The 21,926-nt window shown below is 74.7% G+C and carries 18 protein-coding genes; 1 reads left to right on the top strand and 17 read right to left on the bottom strand.

What is annotated here, in order from left to right:
- Positions 1-10: 10 nt before the first annotated feature.
- The 14 genes from nuoL to FS882_RS16835 all read right to left on the bottom strand — a co-directional run bounded on the left by nuoL (position 11) and on the right by FS882_RS16835 (position 15,594).
- Positions 11-1,930, bottom strand: coding sequence for an NADH-quinone oxidoreductase subunit L (nuoL, locus tag FS882_RS16900; RefSeq protein WP_374233551.1), 1,920 nt, complete (start codon positions 1,928-1,930; stop codon positions 11-13).
- Positions 1,931-1,937: 7 nt separating this feature from the next.
- On the bottom strand, positions 1,938-2,237 hold the full coding sequence (gene nuoK / locus FS882_RS16895) for an NADH-quinone oxidoreductase subunit NuoK (RefSeq protein ID WP_147795399.1): 300 nt from the start codon (positions 2,235-2,237) through the stop codon (positions 1,938-1,940).
- A complete protein-coding gene (locus FS882_RS16890) occupies positions 2,234-3,151 on the bottom strand; it encodes an NADH-quinone oxidoreductase subunit J (RefSeq protein ID WP_158374782.1) in 918 nt (305 codons plus the stop codon). Before FS882_RS16890 ends, nuoK begins: the two co-directional genes overlap by 4 nt.
- Entirely contained in the window at positions 3,148-3,900 is a 753-nt protein-coding gene (gene nuoI / locus FS882_RS16885) for an NADH-quinone oxidoreductase subunit NuoI (protein ID WP_158374780.1), read from the bottom strand. Before nuoI ends, FS882_RS16890 begins: the two co-directional genes overlap by 4 nt.
- Positions 3,893-5,278 carry an NADH-quinone oxidoreductase subunit NuoH gene (gene nuoH / locus FS882_RS16880; protein ID WP_158374911.1) on the bottom strand — a complete coding sequence of 462 codons (1,386 nt, stop codon included), beginning with the start codon at positions 5,276-5,278 and terminating at the stop codon, positions 3,893-3,895. The genes nuoI and nuoH overlap by 8 nt, the downstream gene beginning before the upstream one ends.
- Positions 5,279-5,298: 20 nt before the next feature.
- Positions 5,299-7,959, bottom strand: coding sequence for an NADH-quinone oxidoreductase subunit G (locus FS882_RS16875; protein ID WP_158374778.1), 2,661 nt, complete (start codon positions 7,957-7,959; stop codon positions 5,299-5,301).
- Complete coding sequence (nuoF, locus tag FS882_RS16870; RefSeq protein ID WP_158374776.1) at positions 7,959-9,299, bottom strand: NADH-quinone oxidoreductase subunit NuoF; 1,341 nt, start codon at positions 9,297-9,299, stop codon at positions 7,959-7,961. The genes FS882_RS16875 and nuoF overlap by 1 nt, the downstream gene beginning before the upstream one ends.
- On the bottom strand, positions 9,299-10,222 hold the full coding sequence (gene nuoE, locus FS882_RS16865) for an NADH-quinone oxidoreductase subunit NuoE (RefSeq protein WP_158374774.1): 924 nt from the start codon (positions 10,220-10,222) through the stop codon (positions 9,299-9,301). Before nuoE ends, nuoF begins: the two co-directional genes overlap by 1 nt.
- The gene (locus FS882_RS16860) at positions 10,222-11,571 is read right to left on the bottom strand and encodes an NADH-quinone oxidoreductase subunit D (protein ID WP_158374772.1); all 1,350 of its coding nucleotides are present in this window, start codon (positions 11,569-11,571) and stop codon (positions 10,222-10,224) included. Before FS882_RS16860 ends, nuoE begins: the two co-directional genes overlap by 1 nt.
- A 52-nt stretch (positions 11,572-11,623) precedes the next feature.
- Positions 11,624-12,421 (bottom strand): NADH-quinone oxidoreductase subunit C, encoded by a 798-nt coding sequence (locus FS882_RS16855; protein ID WP_158374770.1) that lies wholly within the window; start codon positions 12,419-12,421, stop codon positions 11,624-11,626.
- Entirely contained in the window at positions 12,418-12,969 is a 552-nt protein-coding gene (locus FS882_RS16850) for a NuoB/complex I 20 kDa subunit family protein (protein ID WP_147795391.1), read from the bottom strand. The genes FS882_RS16855 and FS882_RS16850 overlap by 4 nt, the downstream gene beginning before the upstream one ends.
- A 1-nt stretch (position 12,970) precedes the next feature.
- On the bottom strand, positions 12,971-13,339 hold the full coding sequence (locus FS882_RS16845) for an NADH-quinone oxidoreductase subunit A (RefSeq protein WP_147795390.1): 369 nt from the start codon (positions 13,337-13,339) through the stop codon (positions 12,971-12,973).
- Positions 13,340-13,450: 111 nt separating this feature from the next.
- Positions 13,451-14,758, bottom strand: coding sequence for a geranylgeranyl reductase family protein (locus FS882_RS16840; protein WP_158374768.1), 1,308 nt, complete (start codon positions 14,756-14,758; stop codon positions 13,451-13,453).
- Between the two features lie 134 nt (positions 14,759-14,892).
- The gene (locus FS882_RS16835; RefSeq protein ID WP_158374766.1) at positions 14,893-15,594 is read right to left on the bottom strand and encodes a demethylmenaquinone methyltransferase; all 702 of its coding nucleotides are present in this window, start codon (positions 15,592-15,594) and stop codon (positions 14,893-14,895) included.
- 73 nt (positions 15,595-15,667) lie between these two features.
- Here FS882_RS16835 and FS882_RS16830 point away from each other — a divergent pair, with 73 nt between their 5' ends.
- A complete protein-coding gene (locus FS882_RS16830; protein WP_158374764.1) occupies positions 15,668-17,002 on the top strand; it encodes an isochorismate synthase MenF in 1,335 nt (444 codons plus the stop codon).
- A 247-nt stretch (positions 17,003-17,249) separates the two neighbouring features.
- Here the strand turns inward: FS882_RS16830 and FS882_RS16825 are convergent, their stop codons facing one another.
- The 3 genes from FS882_RS16825 to FS882_RS16815 all read right to left on the bottom strand — a co-directional run bounded on the left by FS882_RS16825 (position 17,250) and on the right by FS882_RS16815 (position 21,921).
- The gene (locus tag FS882_RS16825; protein ID WP_158374762.1) at positions 17,250-19,031 is read right to left on the bottom strand and encodes a S1C family serine protease; all 1,782 of its coding nucleotides are present in this window, start codon (positions 19,029-19,031) and stop codon (positions 17,250-17,252) included.
- 101 nt (positions 19,032-19,132) lie between these two features.
- Positions 19,133-20,974, bottom strand: coding sequence for a 2-succinyl-5-enolpyruvyl-6-hydroxy-3-cyclohexene-1-carboxylic-acid synthase (menD, locus tag FS882_RS16820; RefSeq protein WP_262348374.1), 1,842 nt, complete (start codon positions 20,972-20,974; stop codon positions 19,133-19,135).
- Complete coding sequence (locus FS882_RS16815) at positions 20,971-21,921, bottom strand: o-succinylbenzoate synthase (RefSeq protein WP_410053295.1); 951 nt, start codon at positions 21,919-21,921, stop codon at positions 20,971-20,973. The genes menD and FS882_RS16815 overlap by 4 nt, the downstream gene beginning before the upstream one ends.
- Positions 21,922-21,926 lie beyond the last annotated feature (5 nt).

Below are 21,926 nucleotides of genomic sequence, written 5' to 3'. Positions count from 1 at the left end.
CGACTTCCCCTCAGATCCGAGGTGCCAGGACGACGACGGCCAGCACGACGAGGCCGAGCAGCATCGTGGCGGCGTACTGGCGGGCGTAGCCCGTCTGCAGCCTGCGCACGAGCTCCCCGATCCCGACCGTGAGGCGGCCGAGCCCGGTGAACGTCCCGTCGACGGCGGTGCGGTCGCCGTAGACGAGGGAGCGGGTCAGGTGGCGGCCGGGCTCGACCAGCACGGCGTCGTTGACGGCGTCCTGGTAGAGGTCGACCCGGGCGGCGCGGGTGAGCGCGGACCCCTCCGGCGCCGTCTCCGGCACCGGCAGCGAGGCGTACTGCCGCCACGCGAGGACGAGGCCGACCGCGACGGCCAGCAGCGTGACGACCTGGATGACCACGACCGGCAGCACCGGCTCGTGGTGCTCGACGTGCCCCGTGACCGGCTCGAGCCAGGTGGTGAAGCCGCCGCCGAGCTGGAGCACGAAGCCCAGGCCGACCGAGCCGATCGCGAGCACGACCATCGGGATGGTCATGAGCGCGGGCGACTCGTGCGGGTGCGGCTCGTGGCCGTCCGCGTCCTTCGTCCAGCGCTTCGTCCCGTGGAAGGTCATGAAGAACAGCCGCGACATGTAGAACGCGGTGATCCCGGCGCCGATCAGCGCGACCGCGCCGAACAGCCAGGCCCGCCACTCCCCCGCGCCCTCGGGCACCACGAACGCGGACTCGATGATCTTGTCCTTCGACCAGAAGCCGGAGAACGGCGGGACGCCGAGGATCGCCAGCCAGCCGAGGCCGAACGTCACCCAGGTGATCACCATGTACCTGCGCAGCCCGCCGAACCGGCGCATGTCGGTCTGGTCGTCCATGCCGTGCATGACGGACCCGGCGCCGAGGAACATCCCGGCCTTGAAGAAGCCGTGGGTCACGAGGTGGAAGATCGCGAACGCGTACCCGACCGGGCCGAGGCCCGCGGCGAGCACCATGTAGCCGATCTGGGACATCGTCGACGCGGCGAGCGCCTTCTTGATGTCGTCCTTCGCGCAGCCCACGACCGCCCCGAACACCAGGGTGATCGCGCCGACGATCGTCACGACGAGCTGCGCGGTGGGCGCGCCCTCGAACACCGGCGCGGACCGGACGATCAGGTAGACGCCGGCGGTGACCATCGTCGCCGCGTGGATGAGCGCGGAGACCGGGGTCGGGCCGGCCATCGCGTCGCCGAGCCAGGACTGCAGCGGGAACTGCGCCGACTTGCCGCAGGCCGCCAGGAGCAGCATGAGGCCCGTCGCGGTGAGCGTGGCGGTGGACGCGAGCCCGCCGTCGATGCCGGCGGAGACCGACGCGAAGTCCACCGAGCCGAACGTCGCGAACATGAGCATGAGCGCGACCAGCAGGCCGAGGTCGCCGATCCGGTTGGCGACGAACGCCTTCTTGGCGGCGACCGCGTACGGGGTGTGGTGGTTCCAGAACCCGATGAGCAGGTACGACGCCAGGCCGACGCCCTCCCAGCCGACGAACAGCAGCAGGTAGGAGTCCGCGAGCACCAGGATCAGCATCGCCGCGATGAACAGGTTCAGGTAGGCGAAGAACCGGCGCCGCGCGGCGTCGTGCGCCATGTACGCGACCGAGTAGAGGTGGATCAGCGAGCCGACGAACGTGACCAGCAGGACGAAGGTGAGCGACAGCGGGTCGACCAGCAGCCCGGCCGACAGGTCGAACCGGCCCGCGGAGATCCAGTCGAACAGGTGCACGTCGATCGAGCGGTCGTCCGCGGGCCGGCCGAGCAGCTCGACCAGCAGCAGCGCGCCGACGACGAACGCCGCGGTCGACGCCAGCAGGCCGAGCCAGTGGCCCCAGCGGTCGGAGCGCCGCCCGAGCAGCAGCAGCACCGCCGCGCTCGCCAGCGGCACCGCCACCAGCAGCGGGGCGAGGGAGTTCACGTCCACAGTCCCCTCAGCTCTTCAGCAGGTTGATGTCGTCGACGGAGGCCGACTTCCGGGTGCGGAAGATCGACACGATGATCGCCAGCCCGACGACCACCTCCGCGGCGGCCACGACCATGACGAAGAACGCCATGACCTGACCGGTCAGGTCGCCGTGCAGCCGGGAGAACGTCACCAGCGCGAGGTTGGTCGCGTTGAGCATGAGCTCCACGCCCATGAACACGATGATCGCGTTGCGGCGCAGCAGCACCGTCGCGGCGCCGATCGAGAACAGGATCCCGGACAGCACCAGGTAGTTCGTGAGGGTCACCGCTCGGTCTCCGTCCGGGTCGAGCCGCCGCCGAGGTCGATGTCGGCCGTCGGGCCGGTCGTGGTCCCGGGCGGTGCCGCGGCGGGCCGCGGGTCGTCCTCGACGGTCCCGAGGGCCGCGTCGACCTCCCCGTCCGGCACGGCCGTGCCGCGCTCGGCGAGCACGGCCGTGACCGCGCGGCGGTAGGTGTCCGCGCGGTACTCGGCGGTGCCGGCCTCCTGGCCGCGGATCCGCAGCACGCGGGGCACGGACTCGTCGATCGGGTTCCCGTCGGGGTCGAGCGCGGGCACGTCCATCGCGTTGTGCCGCGCGTACACGCCGGGGGCGGGCAGCGGGGTGAGCCGGGCGCCGGCGGCCACGCGGGCCGCGGCGCGCTCGGGCTGCTTGACCAGCGGCTTGAGGCGCTGCCGGTGGGTGAGCACGAGGGCGCCCAGCGCGGCGGTCACCAGCAGGGCGCCGACGACCTCGAGGCCGAACACGTGCTGGCCGAAGATGATCCGCGCGACGCCGGTCGGGTTGCCGGGCGCGTTCGCCTCGGCGAGGCCGACGGCGTCCGGGTAGGTGGCCCGGCCGACGACGCCGACCAGCACCACGCCCAGGCCGAGCGCGGCGAGCCAGCCGACCCAGCGCTGGCCCTTGAGCGTCTCGACGAGCGAGTCGGACGCGTCCACGCCGACCAGCATGAGCACGAACAGGAACAGCATCATGACGGCGCCGGTGTAGACGACCACCTGGACGACGCCGAGGAACGGCGCCTCCTGGGCGACGTACAGGAACGCGAGCGAGATCATCACGGTGATGACGCACAGCGCGGCGTGCACCGCCTTGCGCGCGAACAGCAGGCCGGACGCGGCGAGCACCATGATCGGCGCCAGCACCCAGAACAGGACCGTCTCGGCGGTCGACGGGGTCATCGGGGCTCCCGTCCCACGGGGGCGGGCGCCTCGGCGGAGGCGGTCGCCGGCGCGGAGCCCGCCCGGCGGCGCGCGGCCTCCAGCGTCGGGTCGTCGGGGCGCTGCTCGGCGACCCAGTCGACCTGCGCCGGCGTCGGGCCGGTGACCTCGCCGCGGTAGTACTCGGTGTCGGTCGTGCCCTCGACCATCGGGTGCGGGGCCGCGAGCATGCCCTCGGCCAGGGGCGCGAGCAGGTCCTGCTTCTCGTAGATCAGGCCCTCGCGGGTCGGGCCCGCCAGCTCGAAGTCGTTGGTCATCGTGAGCGCGCGCGTCGGGCAGGCCTCGATGCACAGCCCGCAGAAGATGCAGCGCAGGTAGTTGATCTGGTAGACGCTGCCGAACCGCTCGCCCGGCGACATCTGCCGCTCGGGGGTGTTGTCCGACGCCTCGACGTAGATCGCGTCCGCGGGGCAGGCCCACGCGCACAGCTCGCAGCCGATGCACTTCTCCAGCCCGTCCGGGTACCGGTTGAGCTGGTGCCGGCCGTGGAACCGCGGCTTCACGGGCGCAGTCTCGAACGGGTACTGCTCGGTGACGGTCCGGCTGAAGAAGTTCTTGATCGTCACGCCGAAACCGGCGGCGGGCGCGAGCGCGTCGGCGACCGGGCTCCGCTTCGGGATCAGCGACTCGTACGGGCGGACCGTGGCGGGCCGGGCGACCTCGCCACCACCACCCTTCCGCTCGACGGACTTGTCCGGCGTGTCAGCCACGCGGCACCTCCTGGGTGGGGGACTCGGGGGCGTCGCCGTCCGCGCCCTGGTCGGTCGCGGGTCCGCCGACGAGGGCGGGCGACGCGGGCGCCTGCGCCTCGCGCCGTGCAGCGCGCGGCGACGGCGGCAGGCTCTGGCCGGGCAGCGGCGGAACGGGGAAGCCGCCGGCGAAGGCGTCGAACGGCTCGTCCGACGGCGCCGGCTCCGGAGCGGCCTTCTTCTCCGGGATGAGGAACGACAGCGCGACGATCACGAGGATCGCGCCGCCGAGCCACGGCAGCATCGCCATGACGTCCGCGCCGCCGAACTGGCGGACGCCCTGGACGACCGCGACGCAGACCAGCCAGACCAGCGCCGACGGGATCAGCACCTTCCAGCCGAACTTCATGAACTGGTCGTACCGGAACCGCAGCAGCGTGCCGCGGATCCACACGAACAGGAACATGAACAGCCAGACCTTGGCGACGAACCACAGCAGCGGCCACCAGCCGGTGTTGAGCACGCCGTCGCCGATCCAGGACAGCGGCCACGGGGCGCGCCAGCCGCCGAAGAACAGCGTGGTCGCCACGGCCGAGACGTTGAGCATGTTGATGTACTCGGCCAGGAAGAACCAGGCGAACTTCATCGACGAGTACTCGGTGGTGTAGCCGCCGACCAGCTCGCCCTCCGCCTCGGGGAGGTCGAACGGCAGCCGGTTGGTCTCGCCGACCATCGAGATGACGTAGATGACGAACGCCGGCGCCAGCGGGATCAGCCACCAGATCGTGGTCTGCGAGGCGACTATCTCGGAGGTCGACATCGACCCGGCCAGGATGAACACGCTGACCAGCGACAGGCCCATCGCGAGCTCGTACGAGATGACCTGCGCGGTGGACCGCACGGCACCGAGCAGCGGGTAGGTCGAGTTGGACGACCAGCCGCCCAGGACGATGCCGTACACGCCGACCGAGGCGCAGGCCAGGATGTAGAGCACCGCGACCGGGAAGTCGGTGAGCTGCAGCGGGGTGAGCACGCCGAAGATCGACACCTCGGGCCCGAACGGGATGACCGCCATCGTCAGCAGCGAGCAGAACACCGCGATGAACGGCGCCACCAGGTAGACCAGCTTGTCGGCCGCCTTGACGGTGACGTCCTCCTTGAGCAGCAGCTTCATCGCGTCGGCGAGCGACTGGAACAGGCCGAACGGGCCGTGCACGTTCGGGCCGGGACGCAGCTGCATCCGGCCGACGACGCGGCGCTCGAACCAGATGGCGATGAGCACGCTGAGCAGCAGGAACACCAGGATGCCGACGGCCTTGAGCAGCCAGACCCAGAACACGTCCTGGCTGAAGTCGGCCGCGCCCCCGTCCGCCGCGGCGGCGGGGAGCACGGTGGGCAGCACGGCCGCGAGGGTCGCGGTCACGCGGTCACCTCCTCGTCGGTGGCGGTGCCCTCGACAGGACCCGCGGGCTCGGCCGGCCCGACCCGGACCAGGTCGCCCGGCACCGCGCGCAGCGCGTCCCGGACCTGGCTGCCCGCCGAGGCGGTGGGCAGCCAGACGACGTGGTCGGCCATGTCGGTGACGACGGCCGGCAGCGTGATGGACCCGGCGTCGGTGGCGACGGTGAGCAGCGCGCCGTCCAGCACCCCCGCGGCCTCCGCGGTCGCCGGCGACAGCCGGGCGACCGGGCGCTTGGCGGTGCCCGCCAGGAACGGCTCGCCGTCCTGCAGCCGGCCGGCGTCGAGCAGCTGGTGCCAGGACGCCAGGACCGCGTGCCCGGGGGCGACGGCCGGCGGCTCGGCGGCGGCGACGGCCGGGGCGGCGACGCGCGCGCCGTCCCACTCGCCGGTCAGCGGGTCGGCGTCGGCGTGCACCTCGGCGACGGTGCGCAGGCCCAGGGTCACGCCGAGCTCGTCGGCCAGCGCGTCGAGGACGCGGTGGTCCGGCATCGCGGTCGAGGTGAGCGCCTGCGGGAACGGCCGCACCCGGCCCTCCCAGGACACGTACGTGCCGGGGCGCTCCACGGGCGGGGCGACCGGCAGCACCACGTCGGCGAGCGCGGTGACCTCGGAGGCCCGGACCTCGAGCGAGACGACGAAGCCGGCTGCGGACAGCGCCGCGCGGGCGGCGGCCGGGTCGGGCAGGTCGCGCACGTCCACGCCGCCGACCAGCAGGCCGCCGAGCGTCCCGTCCGCGGCGGCCGCGAGGATCGCGGCGGTGTCGCGGCCGGGCTCGGCGGGCAGGTGCTCGACGTCCCAGGCGGCGGCCACGTCCACGCGGGCCGCGGCGTCGGCGACCGGGCGGCCGCCGGGCAGCAGGGTCGGCAGCGCGCCGGCCTCGACGCCGCCCCGCTCGCCGGCGCGGCGCGGGATCCACGCGACGCGGGCGCCGGTGCGCTCGGCCAGCCGGAGCACGGCGGACAGGGCGCCGGGCACGGCGGCCAGGCGCTCGCCCACCAGGACCAGCGCGCCCTCGGCGCCGAGCGCGGCCCCGAGGTCGGCGAGGTCGCCGGAGCCGACGGCGTCCAGCACCTCGGGCTCGGTGCCCGGGGCGGCGCGCAGCAGCGTGCCGTCCAGGCGCTCCAGCCCGCGGCTGGCCAGCGGCGCCACGGCGTGGACCTTCGTGCGGCCCGCGACGACGCCCTTGCGCAGCCGCAGGAACACGATCCCGGCCTCCTCCTCGGCCTCCAGGCCGGCGAGCAGGACGGTCGGCGCGGCCTCCAGGTCGCGGAACGTGACGCCCAGGCCGGTGCCGGCGACCGCGTGCCCGAGGAACGCGAGCTCCTCGTCCGAGTGCGGCCGGGCGCGCAGGTCGACGTCGTTGGTGCCGAGCACCACGCGGGCGAACTTGCCGTACGCGTAGGCGTCCTCGACGGTCAGCCGGCCGCCGGGGAGCACCCCGACGCCGCCCGCGGCGCGGGCCTGCTCCAGCCCGTGGGCCGCGACCTCGAGGGCCTCGGCCCAGGACGCGGGGTGCAGCTCGCCGCGGCTGCCGTCCTCCGCGCGGTCCCGCACCAGGGGCGTGGTGATCCGGTCGGCGGCGGACTGCCAGGTGAACGCGAACCGGTCCTTGTCGGTGATCCACTCCTCGTTGACCTCGGGGTCCTCCCCCGCGAGCCGGCGCAGCACGACGCCCCGCCGGTGGTCGACGCGGATCGCCGCGCCGGACGAGTCGTGCTCGGCGACGCCCGGCGTCGACACCAGGTCGAACGGGCGGGCGCGGAACCGGTAGGCGGCACCGGTCAGCGCGCCGACCGGGCAGATCTGGACGGTGTTGCCGGAGAAGTACGACGCGAACGGCGAACCCGACTCGTCGTCCTCCGCCGGTCCGACGGGGATGTCGGCGCCGAGGAACACGCGGTCGTCGAACGCCAGCGTGCCGTCCGCGGCCCCGTCCTCGCCCTCGACCCCCGCGCCGGCGAAGCCGAGCACGTCGGCGTCGAACCGGCCGATCTGCTGCATCGCGCCGCGCTTCTGCAGGTCGATGAACGGGTCGCCGGCGATCTCCCGGGAGAACCGGGTGCACCGCTGGCACAGGATGCACCGCTCGCGGTCGAGCAGGATCTCGGTCGACACGGCGATCGGCTTGGGGAACGTCCGCTTGATGTCGACGAACCGGGTCTGGCTGCGGCCGTTGGACATGGCCTGGTTCTGCAGGGGGCACTCGCCGCCCTTGTCGCAGACCGGGCAGTCCAGCGGGTGGTTGATGAGCAGCAGCTCCATGACGCCGTGCTGCGCCTTGTCCGCCTCGGCGGAGGTGCGCTGCGTGCGGACGTCCATGCCGGGCGTGGCGGTGAGCGTGCACGAGGCCTGCGGCTTCGGCATCTTCGCGACCTTGCCGTCGCGGCCCGGGGCCCAGACCTCGACGAGGCACTGGCGGCACGCGCCGGCCGGGGCCAGCAGCGGGTGGTCGCAGAACCGCGGGATCTGGATGCCGAGCTGCTCGGCGGCGCGGATGACCAGGGTGCCCTTGGGCACGGTGGTCTCGATGCCGTCGATGGTGAAGGTGACGCCGTCGGGCTTCGGCTCGGGCGGCGGCGTCGCGCCCGACCCGGCGGGCTTCGATGCGGTGACGGTCATCAGTGGGCTCCCGCGAGCTGGCCGCTGCGGCGCGGCGTGTAGGGGAAGAGCGAGGCGCGCTCCGGCGGGAACAGCACGTCGGCGGGGGTGTGGGTGCCCGCCTCGAACTCCTCCCGGAAGTACTGGATCGCCGAGGTGATCGGGCTGGTCGCGCCGTCGCCCAGGGCGCAGAACGCCTTGCCGAGGATGTTGTCGCACAGGTCGAGCAGCAGGTCGATGTCGCCGGAGGTGCCCTGGCCCGCCTCCAGGCGGGCGAGCACCTGCGCGAGCCAGAACGTGCCCTCGCGGCACGGGGTGCACTTGCCGCAGGACTCGTGCTTGTAGAACTGCGTCCACCGGGACACGGCCTTGACCACCGACACCGAGTCGTCGAACACCTGCAGGGCGCGGGTGCCGAGCATCGAGCCGGCGGCGCCGACCTCCTCGTAGGTGAGCGGGACGTCGAGGTGCTCCGCGGTGAAGATCGGCGTCGAGGAGCCGCCCGGGGTCCAGAACTTCAGCTCGTGGCCCTCCCGGACGCCGCCGGCCATCGCCAGGAGCTCGCGCATGGTGATGCCGAGCGGCGCCTCGTACTGGCCGGGGTGCTGCACGTGCCCGGACAGCGAGAACAGGCCGTGGCCGGGTGACCGGTCGGTGCCCATCGTGCGGAACCAGTCGGAGCCGCCGACCACGATGCCGGGCACCGAGGCGATCGACTCGACGTTGTTCACGACCGTGGGGCGCGCGTACAGGCCCGCGACCGCGGGGAACGGCGGCTTGAGGCGAGGCTGGCCGCGGCGACCCTCCAGCGAGTCGAGCAGCGCGGTCTCCTCGCCGCAGATGTACGCGCCGGCCCCGGCGTGCACGGTGACGTCGAGGTCGTAGCCGCTGCCCAGGATGTTCTTGCCCAGGTAGCCCTTCGCGTACGCCTGCTCGACCGCGTGCAGCAGCCGGCGGTACACGTGCACGACCTCGCCGCGCAGGTAGATGAACGCGTGGTGGCAGCCGATCGCGTAGGAGGTGATCGCCACGCCCTCGACCAGCACCTGCGGGTCCGCCAGCATCAGCGGGATGTCCTTGCAGGTGCCCGGCTCGGACTCGTCGGCGTTCACCACCAGGTAGCGGGGGCCGCCGTCCGGCGCGGGCAGGAAGCCCCACTTCATGCCGGTCGGGAAGCCGGCGCCGCCGCGGCCGCGCAGGCCGGAGTCCTTGACGGTGGTCACCACGTCGGCGGCGTCCATCGTCAGCGCCTTGCGCAGCCCGCGGTAGCCGCCGCGGGACTCGTACGTGCGCAGGTCCCACGGGCGGTCGGCGTCCCAGCGGTCGCTGAGCACCGGCGTCAGGGTGGTCGCGTCGGCCATCACGACTCCTTCTCGCTGTCGGCGGGCTTGCTCGTGTCGTCGGCGCGGTGCTCGGCCTTCTCCTGGTCGGCGGACCGCTCCGGGGCGCCGGCCGCGGGCCGGTCGACGGAGGACTGCTCGCCGCCGGGCTGCGGCGCGGAGGCCCCCGGTGCGGCGGTGCCGGCGGCCGGGGCGGCGGGCTCGGCCTGCTGCTCCTGGGCGGCGTCGCGCTGCGCGGCGTCGACCGACGGGGCGGTCCAGCCGTTCTCCCGCGCGAGCCGGAGCCCGCGGAGCGTCGGCTCGCCGGCCGCGACGCCCTCGTCCGCGAGGCCGTCCGGGAACCCGGCCAGCACGCGGGACACCTGCTTGAACGTCTGCACCCGGGACGGCCCGCGGGTCGGCGCCACGGGCTCCCCCGCGATCAGCCTCCCGACCACCTCGGCGGCCGAGTCCGGCGTCTGGTTGTCGAAGAACTCCCAGTTGATCATCATGACCGGCGCGTAGTCGCAGGCCGCGTTGCACTCGATCCGCTCGAGCGTGATCTTGCCGTCGCCCGTCGTCTCGTCGTGGCCGATGCCGAGCCGGTCGGTGAGGTCCTCCCAGATCGCGTCGCCGCCCATGATGGCGCAGAGCGTGTTGGTGCAGACGCCCACCGTGTACTCGCCGTTCGGGCGGCGCTTGTACTGGGTGTAGAAGGTCGCGACCGCGGAGACCTGGGCCGTCGACAGGTCGAGCGTGGCGGCGCAGAACGCGATGCCCGCCGGGCTCACGTAGCCGTCCTCGGACTGCACCAGGTGCAGCAGCGGCAGGAGGGCCGAGCGCGGGTCCGGGTACCGGGCGACGACCTGCGCCGCGTCGGCGGCGAGCCGCTCCCGGGTCGCGTCGTCGTACGCCGCGCGCGGGCGCCCCGAGCCGGGGATCCGCGGGTGGTCGATGGCGGTCATCAGCGGTCCACCCCTCCGAGCACCGGGTCGATGGAGGCGACGGAGCAGACGACGTCCGCCACCTGCCCGCCCTCGCAGAGCACCGAGACGGCCTGCAGGTTGTTGAACGACGGGTCGCGGAAGTGCGCCCGGTACGGCTTGGTGCCCCCGTCGGACACGAGGTGCACGCCGAGCTCGCCGCGGGGGTGCTCGACGGTCTGCCACGCCTGCCCGGCGGGGACCCGGAAGCCCTCCGTCACCAGCTTGAAGTGGTGGATCAGGGCCTCCATCGAGGTGCCCATGATCTCCCGGATGTGGTCGAGCGAGTTGCCCATGCCGTCGCTGCCGATGGCGAGCTGGGCGGGCCAGGCGATCTTCTTGTCCTCGACCATGACGGGCGTGCCGGCCGAGGCCTGCAGCCGCTCGACGACCTGCTCGACGATCCGCATCGACTGGTAGCACTCCTCGATCCGCAGGACCATCCGGTCCCAGCAGTCCGAGCCCTCGGAGACCGGGACGTCGAAGTCGTAGGTCTCGTAGCCGCAGTACGGGGCGGCCTTGCGGACGTCGTACGGCAGGCCGGTCGACCGGAGCATCGGGCCGGTGATGCCGAGCGCCATGCAGCCGGCGAGGTTGAGCACGCCCACGTTCTGCAGCCGGCCCTTGAGGATCGGCTGGCCGAGCATGAGGTCCTCGAGCTGCGTGAGGTAGCGGCGCACGCCGACCAGCGCCTCGCGCACGGAGTCGAGCCCGCCCGGCGGGACGTCCTGCGCGACGCCGCCGGGGCGGATGTACGCGTGGTTCATCCGCAGGCCGGTGACCATCTCGAAGATCCGCAGGATCTCCTCGCGGGCGGTGAACCCGATGGTCATGATCGTCGTGGCGCCGAGCTCGTTGCCGCCGGTCGCCAGGCACACCAGGTGCGAGGAGATCCGGTTGAGCTCCATCATCAGGACCCGGATCTCGCTGGCGCGGACCGGGATGTCGTCGGTGATGCCGAGCAGCTTCTCCACCGCGAGGCAGTACGCGGCCTCCTGGAACAGCGGGGCGACGTAGTCCATGCGGGTGCAGAACGTCACGCCCTGGGTCCAGGTGCGGTACTCCATGTTCTTCTCGATGCCGGTGTGCAGGTAGCCGATGCCCGCGCGGGCCTCGGTCACCGTCTCGCCGTCGATCTCGAGCATGAGGCGGAGCACGCCGTGGGTGGACGGGTGCTGGGGGCCCATGTTGACGACGATGCGCTGCTCGCCGAGCCGGGCCGCCTCCTCGGCGATGTCGGACCAGTCGCCGCCGGTCGCCTCGAACGTGCGCAGGCCGACGGTCTCGTCGTCGACGAGGTGGCCGGTCGCCCTGGGGGTCGTCGTGCTCATCTCGGGGCCCCCGCGAGATCGGGAGCGCAGCGAGCGATGTCGTGGGGTGAGTTCACGAGTAGGTCCTCCGCTGGTCGGCCGGCGGGATGGTGGCGCCCTTGTACTCCACCGGGATCCCGCCGAGCGGGTAGTCCTTGCGCTGCGGGTGGCCGGGCCAGTCGTCCGGCATCTCGATCCGCGCCAGGTCGGTGCGGCCGGTGAAGACGATGCCGAAGAAGTCCCAGGTCTCGCGCTCGTGCCAGTCGTTGGCCGGGTACACCCCGACGGTGCTGGGGATGGTCGGGTCGCCCTCGGGTGCGGCGACCTCGAGCCGGAGCCGGCGCCCGTGCGTGACGGACACCAGGTGGTAGACGGCGTGCAGCTCGCGGCCGGTGTCGTGCGGGTAGTGCACGCCGCTGACACCGAGCGACAGCTCGAACCGCAGGTCCTGGTCGTCGCGCAGGTGCCGCGTGACCTCGACCACGTGCTCCCGGGCGATGTTCAGGGTGAGCTCGCCGCGGTCGACGACCACGGACTCCAGCGCCGCGGCGGCACCGGTGCCGGAGGCGTCCAGCAGCTCGGTGAGCACGTCCACGACCTCGTCGAACCAGCCGCCGTACGGCCGCTCGCTCGGTCCGGGCAGCACCACGGTCTGCACGAGGCCGCCGAACCCGGAGGTGTCGCCGGACCCGTGCACGCCGAACATGCCGTGCCGGGTCTCGACGACCTCGAGCGGCAGCGTCCGGTCCGCGGGCACGTGCTGCGCGCCCGCCTCCAGGGCGGCCTCGCTGGTGCGCTGCGCGCCCGGGTCGGCGGACCCGGCGGTCCCGGCCTTGGCGGCCTCGGCGGCGTCCTTCTTCTCGTCGCTCATCGCAGCAGCCCCGTCATGTGGGAGGTCGGCTCGGCGCGCAGCGCGGCCGCCTCGACCTCGCGGGCGATGTCCGCGCGGTTCTTGCCGAGCGGCTCGGCCTTGATCTGCTCGTGCAGCTCGAGGATCGCGTTGATCAGCATCTCCGGCCGCGGCGGGCAGCCGGGCAGGTAGATGTCCACCGGCACGACGTGGTCGACGCCCTGGACGATCGCGTAGTTGTTGAACATGCCGCCGCTGCTGGCGCACACGCCCATCGACAGCACCCACTTGGGCTCGGCCATCTGGTCGTAGACCTGCCGCACCACGGGCGCCATCTTCTGGCTGACCCGGCCGGCCACGATCATCAGGTCGGACTGGCGCGGGGAGGCGCGGAACACCTCCATGCCGAACCGGGAGATGTCGAACCGGGAACCGCCGGTCGCCATCATCTCGATCGCGCAGCACGCCAGGCCGAACGTCACCGGCCACAGCGAGGCCTTCCGGACCAGGCCGGCGAGCGTCTCGACCGACGTCAGCAGGAAGCCGCTGGGAGCCTCTTCGATACCCATCTCAGTCCTCGTCCCACTCGAGACCGCCGCGCCGCCACTCGTAGAGGAACGGCACGGTGATCAGCGCGAGGAACCCCACCATCGCCACGAGCCCGAAGACGGCCAGCTCACCGAAGCTGACGGCCCACGGGTAGAGGAACACGACCTCGATGTCGAAGATGATGAAGGTCATCGCGACCAGGTAGTACTTCACCGGGAACCGGCCGCCGCCGACGGCGTGCGGGGTCGGCTGGATGCCGCACTCGTAGGCCTCGAGCTTGGCGCGGTTGTAGCGCTTGGGGCCGATCACGGCGCTGGCGGCGAGGCCGCCGACCGCGAGGACGGCGGCCACCCCCATCATGACGAGGAGGGGGACGTACGGGTTGGTCATCGGTGCTCTCCCGTTGGGGGGTGGAGTGCTTCCGTGGGGCTGCGGAGCGGGTGCTGCCGGCGGGCGAGGCCGGCGCGTCCCGTCAGGGCGGCCCGGTGCGGGCGGCGGCCGTCACGAGGCCGGCGCCAGACGCGCGAGGGCGGCGATGGTCCGGTCGGCCCAGTCGCCGCCGTGCGGCTCGTAGCAGTCCGCGAGCAGCTTGTGCGTGAGCTTCATGACCAGCGGGCGGGGCAGGCCGTACCGCGTGCAGGCCCGCATGATCTCGGGTCGCTCGATCAGCTTCACGAACACCCGGCCGAGCGTGTAGTACCCGCCCAGGTCGTCCTTCATCCGCGCGCCGTAGGTGGCGAGCGCGCGCTCCCGTCCGGCGGCGGTGCCCCGGGCGGCGGCCTGGACGATCGCGTCCGCGGCGACCCGGCCGGCCTGCAGCGCGTAGGCGATGCCCTCGCCGTTGAACGGGCTGATCATCCCGGCCGCGTCGCCGACGAGCATGAGGCCGCGGCCGTACAGCGGGCCGCGGTTGAAGCCCATCGGCAGCGCGGCGCCGCGCACCGGGCCGAGCTGGTGCTCCGGGGTGAACTCCCACTCCGCGGGGGCGTTCGCCATCCACGTCGCGAACAGGTCCTTGTAGTCGACCTTGGTCGCGGCGGCGGTCGAGGACACCGAGCCGAGGCCGACGTTGGCGGTGCCGTCGCCGAGCGAGAAGATCCAGCCGTAGCCGGGCATGAGGTCCGACTCGCCGGGCTTGCCGTCCCAGAGCTCGAGGTGGCTCTCCATCCACGGGTCGTCGTGGCGGGGCGTCTCGAAGTAGGTCCGGACGGCGACGCCCATCGGCCGGTCCTGGCGCTTCTCCAGGCCGAGGCCGGTCGCGAGCCGGGCGGACACGCCGTCGGCGGCGATCACGACGGGGGCGCGGTACTCGACCGGGTCCCCCGCGCGGCGGCCGTCGGCGTCGACCGGGCGGGCCTGGACGCCGACCACGCGACCGGTGCGCTCGTCGACGAGCGGGCCCGTGACGTTGGTCCGCTCCTGCACCTTGGCGCCGGCGGCGCGGGCGTGCTCGAGCAGCAGGTGGTCGAGCGAGGTGCGGGCGCGGGCCAGGCCGTACGACGGGTAGGAGGACAGCTCGGGCCAGGGCAGCTCGACCACGTGGCCGCCGCCCAGGACGCGCAGCCCGACGTTCCGGATCCAGCCGTCCTGCTCGCGCAGCGGCACGCCCATCCGGACCAGCTCGGCCACCGCGCGCGGCGTCAGGCCGTCGCCGCAGATCTTGTCCCGGGGGAAGCTCGCCTTGTCGAGCAGCAGGACCGACAGGCCCGCGGCGGCGCAGTGGTAGGCGGCGCTGGACCCACCCGGTCCGGCGCCGACGACGATGACGTCCGCGTCATCGCTCTTGCCACTGTGCACAGTTCGCCCCATTTGTGAATGCCTTCACACGTGTTGACAGGGCGAGTCTAGTGATCCGACCAACGATCTGTCTGCGAAGGTTTGCCTCAGTAGCGTCGCTGCTCCTGACCAGGGGTTATCCGGGACTTTCGTCCCACCATTCGACGCTAATTGATCCCAGGATTTGTGGCGCGGTGCAGGGCGACGATGCCGCCGGACAGATTCCGGTACGCGACCGACCCCCAGCCCGCCTCCTTCAGCAGCTTCGCCAGGCCCAGCTGGTCCGGCCAGTCCTGGATCGACTCGGCCAGGTAGTCGTACGCCGCCGTCTCCCGCGCGACGACCTTCGCCACCGCCGGCAGCGCCTTCACGAGGTAGCCCGAGTACACCGTGCGGAACGGCGTCCAGGTCGGCGTCGAGAACTCGCACACCACCAGCCGGCCGCCCGGCTTCGTCACGCGGCGCATCTCCTCCAGCGCGCCGACCGTGTCCACCACGTTCCGCAGCCCGAACGAGATCGTCACGGCGTCGAACACCCCGTCCGCGAACGGCAGCGCCGTCGCGTCGCCCGCGGTGAACGGCAGGTCGGGGCGGCGCCGCTTGCCGACCGTGAGCATCCCCGTCGACAGGTCGCACGGGACGACCTTCACGCCGGCGTCCGCCAGCGGCTCGCTCGAGGTGCCGGTGCCCGCGGCCAGGTCGAGGACGGTCTCGCCCGGCAGCGCGTCGAGCGCCTTCAGGGTGGCCTTGCGCCACATCCGGTCCTGGCCGAGCGACAGCACGTCGTTGGTCAGGTCGTAGCGGCGGGCGACGCCGTCGAACATCGTGGCGACGTCGTGCGGGTCCTTGTCGAGCGAGGCGCGGGGCATGGGGCCCATCGTGTCAGGTCGCGCGCGGTGGTCGCGCGCGGGCGCCCGCCGCGCGGTCGTACCCTGGTCCGCGATGACCAGCCCCCTCGACGACCGCCAGGCCGCGGCGTCCTCGCACCCCGAGCCGCTCGTGGTGCGCACCGTCCGGATCGACGCCCCGGACGACCTGCTCTCCCTGCTCCCCGCGGACGCCCCGCTCACCTGGGTGCGCCGGGGCGACGGCCTCGTCGGCTGGGGCGAGGCCGCGCGGGTCGAGGTCGCGGGCCGGGACCGGTTCGCCGACGCGGAGCGCTGGTGGCAGGACCTGGTCCGGCACGCCGTGGTCCGGGACGAGGTCGGGCTGCCCGGCACCGGGCCGGTCGCGTTCGGCTCGTTCGCGTTCGACGACCTGTCCGCCGCGGGCGGCGCCCTGGTGGTGCCGCGGGTGGTCGTCGGCCGCCGCGACGGGCAGGCGTGGCTCACGGTGGTCGAGACCGCCGGCACGCTCGGCGCGGCCCCGGACTGGTCGCTGGTCGCCCGGCACGTCGCCGGCCTGACCCCGGTCCGCGCCCCCGGCGCCGTGACCTACGCCTCCGGCGCCGTCGCGGCCGAGGACTGGCCGGGCGTGGTCGCCCGCGGCGTCGCCGCCATCCGGGCCGGCGAGCTCGACAAGGTCGTGCTCGCCCGGGACGAGGTCGCCACGACCACCGAGCCGCTCGACGTGCGGCACGCCCTCGGCCGGCTCGCCGAGCGCTACCCGACCTGCTGGACGTTCTCCGTCGACGGGCTCATCGGCGCGACGCCCGAGCTGCTGGTCCGCTCGGACAAGGGCCTGGTGACGTCGCGCGTGCTCGCCGGCACGATCCGCCGGACCGGCGACGACGACGCCGACCTGGCGCGCGCCGCGATCCTCGCGCACTCGTCCAAGGACCTCGAGGAGCACGAGTACGCGGTCTCCTCGGTCGCGCAGGCGCTCGCGCCGTTCTGCTCGTCGACCAACGTGCCCGACGTCCCGTTCGTGCTGCACCTGCCGAACGTGCTGCACCTGGCGTCCGACGTCACCGCGGTGCTGCGCGGGACCGGGGCGGACGCCGACGGCGGCCCGCACCCCACGTCGCTCGCCCTCGCGGCCGCGCTGCACCCCACCGCCGCCGTCTGCGGCACGCCCACCGAGGCCGCCCGCGACCTGATCCGGGCGATCGAGGGCATGGACCGCGCCCGGTACGCCGGCCCCGTCGGCTGGGTCGGTGCGGACGGCGACGGCGAGTGGGGCATCGGCCTGCGCTCCGCGGAGCTCGACCCCGCCGACCCGCACCGCCTCCGGCTGTTCGCGGGCTGCGGCATCGTCGCGGCGTCCGACCCGGCCGCGGAGCTGGCGGAGTCCCGCGCGAAGCTGGTCCCGATGCGCACGGCGCTCGCCGCGGACTGACCCGGCGCACGCCCGCTCCTCCTCGCCGAGATAGGGCCTCCGCGCCGAGGTAGGACCCTGGACGGTCCTATCTCGGGTGGGCGGTCCTATCTCGGCGACGGGCGCGCGCGGGACGGCCCCCGCGGGCGCCAGGGGGTGCGCGCCGCGGGGGCCGTCGGTCGGGGTGGCGAGGTGCGGGCTCACCACCCCCGAGGCCGCCGGGCGGGGCAGGGGATATCCCGCCCGGGGGCCGTCCTGGAGGGCTCCGTCAGTTCTGACCGCCGCCCTGCTGCTGCTGGAACCACTGCCAGAGCTCGTCCGGCGTCATGTTCCGCGGGTCGGTGCTGCCCGAGCCGCCCGAGCCCGAGTCGCTCGACGTCGTCTCCTGGCGGACCGCGAGCGTGACGTCCACGTCGAGGGCCTTGCCGTCGCGGACCAGCGTGAGGGCGACCTCGTCGCCCGACGCGTGCGCCCGGACGTAGCCGGTCAGCGACTCGGCGCCGGCCACGGCCTTGCCGTCGATCGCCACGATCACGTCGCCCTCCTTGATGCCGGCCGTCGCGGCGGGCGAGCCCGACGTGACGCTCTGCACCTGGGCGCCGGCGCGGGTGACGCCGTCCGCGGTCGCGGTGTTGTCGGTGAGCCCGACGCCGAGGAACGCGTGCTCGGCGGTGCCGTCCTCGATCAGCTGGCCGGCGATCATGTCGGCCAGGTTGACCGGGATCGCGAAGCCGAGGCCGATCGAGCCCGACTGGCTGGAGGTCGTGGCGATCGACGAGGTGATGCCGATGACCCGGCCCTGCGCGTCGAACAGCGGGCCGCCCGAGTTGCCGGGGTTCACGGCCGCGTCGATCTGGATCGCGTTGGTGACCACGGCCTCGTTGCTGCCGTCCTCGGTGGTGGACACCGGGCGGTCGAGCGCGGAGACGATGCCGGTGGTCACGGTGTTCGCCAGGCCCAGCGGGTTGCCGACGGCCATGACCGGGTCGCCGACCGTCACCTCGGACGAGTCGCCCAGCGCGGCGGGCTTCAGGTCGTCCGGCGCGTCCTGGATCTTCACGACGGCGAGGTCGGTCGTCGAGTCGGTGCCGACGACGTCGGCCGTGAAGATCCGGCCGTCGGTCAGCGTGACCTGCACCGTGTCGTCCTGGGCGCCGGAGACCACGTGGTTGTTGGTGACGATGTGGCCCGCGTCGTCGACGATCACGCCGGAGCCCTGCGCCTCGCCGGAGCCCGTCGTGACGGTGATCGCCACGACCGAGTCCTTGACGGCGGACGCGACGGCCTGCCAGTCCGGGTTCTCCTCGGAGGAGCCGGACACCGGGACGCTGTCGTTGCTGCTCTGGCCGATCGAGGCGATGCTCGCCGAGCGGGCGGAGCCGTCGGCGTCGAACGCGCCGGTCAGCGCGGCCGTGCCGAGGCTGCCGAGCAGCCCCGCGGCGACCGCGACGCCGGCCACGGGGAGCCAGATCCGGTCGCGCGCGGTGCGGGTGCGGGTCGGCGCGCCGCCGGGACCGCCGGGGGCGCCGTACGCGGCCGGGTACTCCGGGCCGCCGGTCGGGCCCTGGGGTCCGTGCGGGCCGCCGGGGCCGGCCTGGCCGCCCGCCGGGGTGCGGAACGCGGCGAGCGGGTCGTGGCCCTGCTGCGGCGCGTGCCCGGGCTGCTGGGTGCCCTGCGGCTGCTGCGGCGCGGCGGCGTGCTGCTGGTGCGGGGCGGCGGGCTGCTGCGGGGCGTACTGGCCGTAGCGCGGCTGCTGCGCGCCGGACTGCGGCGCGGCGGCGTGCGGCCCGGCGGGGTGCTGCGGCGCGCCGTGCGGGTACGGCGCCGGGTAGCCGCCCTGCGGGGGCGCGGCCGGGGCTGCCGCCGGCTGGGCCGGGGAGTGGGGAAGCTGCTGGGTGGGCGTCGGGGCGATGCGCTGCGTCTCGTCGGCGGACGGCGTCGCGGTCGACGGCGCGGCGGGGACGGCCTCCGTCGCAGCGGTGGCGTCCTCGCGCTGCGGCTCCGGCGCGCCCTGGACGTCCCGGGGCCCCTCGGGGGTGCTGCTGCTCATGGGGTCTACCTCCTTCTCGGGGACCATCAGACCCCCTGCGGCTGGACCGACGCTCGGGGAAACCTGGGAGTCCGCTAGGAATTCCGCAAGCCCCGCCACGGTCAGCCCGCGGCGCCCCCGCCGGACAGCGCGTCCCGGGCGGCGTCCCGGGCCGCGGCCGCCAGCCGCTCCCCCAGCCCTCGCCGGTCCGCGCGGTCGACCCGCACCTCGACCACGGAGGTGCCGCGCCCCGGCGCCGCGAGCGCCACGGCGAGCGCCGCCTCGTCCGAGACCCGCACGTGCCGCACCCCGTAGCCCGCGCACAGCGCGGCGACGTCCACGGCGTGCGGCGTGCCGAACACCCGCTCGAACGTGCGGGCCCGTTCCGGCGCGCCGTGCTCCAGCGTGGCGAAGATCGACCCGCCGGCGTCGTTCAGGACGACGACCTGGAGGTCGACCTCGGGCTCCGTGGTGAGCCGCAGGAGGCCGCCGACGTCGTGCAGGAAGGTGAGGTCGCCGACCAGGGCCCGCACCCGGCGCCGCGGCAGCCCGAGCGCGACGCCCGCGGCGGTGGACAGCATCCCGTCGATGCCGGCCAGCCCGCGGTTGGCGAGCACGAGGGGCGGCTCCGCCCACCGGGCGACGAGGTCCAGGTCCCGCACCGGGTTGGACGAGCCGACGACGAGCACGTCGTCCGGCAGCGACGCCTCCGCGACCGCCCGGACGGCGCGCGGGCCGGTGAGCGGCGGGGTGGCGCGGGTGGCCGGCGCGTCGGGGTCGTCGTCCAGCGCGGCGTCCACCGCGGCCGAGGCGGCGGCGCCGGCGCGCTGCCAGGCCGCGAGCCACGCCGGGTCGTCCGCGGGGCCGTCGCACCACGCCTCCGGCACGCCGGTCAGCACCCGGTCCGCCGCGCGTCCGGCGTCGGGCCAGCCCGACCCGGCGGGGGCCACCACGGTGAGGTCGACGTCGTCCCGCGCGAGCAGGGCCGACACCGGCCGGGTGAGCGTCGGCCTGCCCAGCAGCACGACCGAGCGGATCCGGCCGCCCAGGTCGGGGTCGCCGAGCAGCACCCGGTAGACCCCGGGCGCGGCCGGGCCCCCGCGGGCCCCCGAGGACGGCTCGGCGAGGAGCGGCCAGCCCGCCGCCTCCGCGAGCCGACGGGCCTCGGGCCCGGCGCCGTCGCCGGCGACGACCACGACCGGGCCGGGCAGGTCGCCGCGCCTGGGCACGCCGGCGTCGCCGGCCACCGGGGCCGCGACCGGGCGCGCGGGCACGGTCACGCGGCCCGCCGCCCCGTGCCCCGGCCAGGGCTCGGGCCCGGGCACCAGCGGCTCGCGGTAGGCCAGGTCCAGGTGCACCGGTCCGGGGTCGCCGGTGCGGGCGCCGAGCGCCGCGGCGACGGCGCGCGACACCAGGTGCCGCAGGTCGCGGTCCTCCCCCGCACGGCCCGACGGCGCGGGCACGTCCGCCGCGAGCCGGGTCGCCGCGCCGAAGATGCCGGGCTGCACGGTCGTCTGGTTGGCGCCGGTGCCGCGCAGCTCGTGCGGGCGGTCGGCGGTGAGCAGCAGCAGCGGGGCGCCCGCGTGGTGCGCCTCGAGCACGGCCGGGTGCAGGTTGGCGACCGCGGTGCCGGAGGTGGTCACGACGGCCACGACGCGCGGGGCACCCTCCGCCGCGGCGGCGCGGGCCAGGCCGAGGGCGAGGAACGCCGCCGACCGCTCGTCCACCCGCACGTGCAGCCGGAGGGCGGGGGCGCCGGCCGGGCGCTCGGCGTCGGGCAGGGCCGCCTCGGCGAGCGCGTAGGCCAGGGGGGCGCTGCGGGAGCCCGGGGCCAGGACCACGTCCCGGACGCCGTGCGCGGCGAGCTCGTGCACCAGGACGCGCGCGGCCTGCGACGCGGGCGCGCCGCGCACGGGCCCGCGGGGACCGCCGCCGGCCGCGGCCGGGGTCGTCGGTGCCGTCACCGCGCCACCGCCCGCACCGCGGCCAGCCGCTCCGCCCACCGCGCCACCGTCTCCGGGTCGGCGGCGGTCGCGGCCAGCCGCTCCTCGGTCGGCACCACGGCGCGCGCCGCGGCGACCGGCAGCGCGCCGTCGACGGGCAGCAGGGCGGGGTCGGCGACGTCGTCCGCGAGCAGCTGCGCCGTGGCGAGCCCGCAGGCGTACGGCAGCTCCGGCAGCGCGGCCGCGAGCGCCACGCCCGCCGCCAGCCCGACCGACGACTCCAGCGCGGAGGACACCACGACCGGCAGCCCGACCTGCTCCGCCAGGTCCAGGCAGGCGCGCACCCCGCCGAGCGGCTGCACCTTGAGCACCACGACGTCGGCGGCCCCGGCGCGCACGACCGCCATCGGGTCCTCCGCCCGGCGGATCGACTCGTCGGCGGCGATCGGCACGTGCGTGGACCGGCGCACCCGCGCCAGGTCGCGCACCGAGGCGACCGGCTGCTCCGCGTACTCCAGCCCGCGGGCGGCGCGGTCGAGGATCCTCAGCCGCTCGAGGGCGGTGTCGACGTCCCAGGCCGCGTTCGCGTCCACCCGGATCGCGCCGGCGGGACCGAGCGCCTCGCGGACGGCGGCGACCCGGTCGGCTTCCTCCGCGGCGCCCTGGCCGGGTTCGGCGACCTTGACCTTGGCCGTGGTGCAGCCGCCGGAGGCCAGCACGATGCGGCGCGCGGCGTCCGGGCCGACGGCCGGCACCGTCACGTTCACCGGCACCCGGTCGCGGACCGGCTCCGGGAAGCCCTCGTCCGCCGCCTCGCGGGTCGCGCGCCACCAGGCGGCCGACTCCGCGGCGTCGTAGTCCCAGAACGGGCTGAACTCGCCCCAGCCGGCCTCCCCGCGGACCAGCACGCCCTCGCGCACCGTGATCCGGCGGAAGCGCGTCCGCAGTCCGATCGCGTAGACGTGCACGCCGC

Source organism: Cellulosimicrobium cellulans, assembly GCF_007679345.1.
Lineage (GTDB): Bacteria > Actinomycetota > Actinomycetes > Actinomycetales > Cellulomonadaceae > Cellulomonas > Cellulomonas cellulans_A.
The sequence above is the reverse complement of the archived record's forward strand: the minus strand, read 5'-3'. Positions and strand labels throughout refer to the sequence as shown.

Coding starts and splice junctions, on each gene's coding strand:
- FS882_RS16860 (WP_158374772.1), bottom strand. CDS start 11,571: ATGAGCACGACGACCCCCAGGGCGACCGGCCACCTCGTCGACGACGAG.
- FS882_RS16875 (WP_158374778.1), bottom strand. CDS start 7,959: ATGACCGTCACCGCATCGAAGCCCGCCGGGTCGGGCGCGACGCCGCCG.
- FS882_RS16850 (WP_147795391.1), bottom strand. CDS start 12,969: ATGGGTATCGAAGAGGCTCCCAGCGGCTTCCTGCTGACGTCGGTCGAG.
- nuoF (WP_158374776.1), bottom strand. CDS start 9,299: ATGGCCGACGCGACCACCCTGACGCCGGTGCTCAGCGACCGCTGGGAC.
- FS882_RS16840 (WP_158374768.1), bottom strand. CDS start 14,758: ATGGGGCGAACTGTGCACAGTGGCAAGAGCGATGACGCGGACGTCATC.
- FS882_RS16825 (WP_158374762.1), bottom strand. CDS start 19,031: ATGAGCAGCAGCACCCCCGAGGGGCCCCGGGACGTCCAGGGCGCGCCG.
- FS882_RS16830 (WP_158374764.1), top strand. CDS start 15,668: ATGACCAGCCCCCTCGACGACCGCCAGGCCGCGGCGTCCTCGCACCCC.
- FS882_RS16835 (WP_158374766.1), bottom strand. CDS start 15,594: ATGCCCCGCGCCTCGCTCGACAAGGACCCGCACGACGTCGCCACGATG.
- FS882_RS16855 (WP_158374770.1), bottom strand. CDS start 12,421: ATGAGCGACGAGAAGAAGGACGCCGCCGAGGCCGCCAAGGCCGGGACC.
- FS882_RS16890 (WP_158374782.1), bottom strand. CDS start 3,151: ATGACCCCGTCGACCGCCGAGACGGTCCTGTTCTGGGTGCTGGCGCCG.
- nuoE (WP_158374774.1), bottom strand. CDS start 10,222: ATGACCGCCATCGACCACCCGCGGATCCCCGGCTCGGGGCGCCCGCGC.
- FS882_RS16845 (WP_147795390.1), bottom strand. CDS start 13,339: ATGACCAACCCGTACGTCCCCCTCCTCGTCATGATGGGGGTGGCCGCC.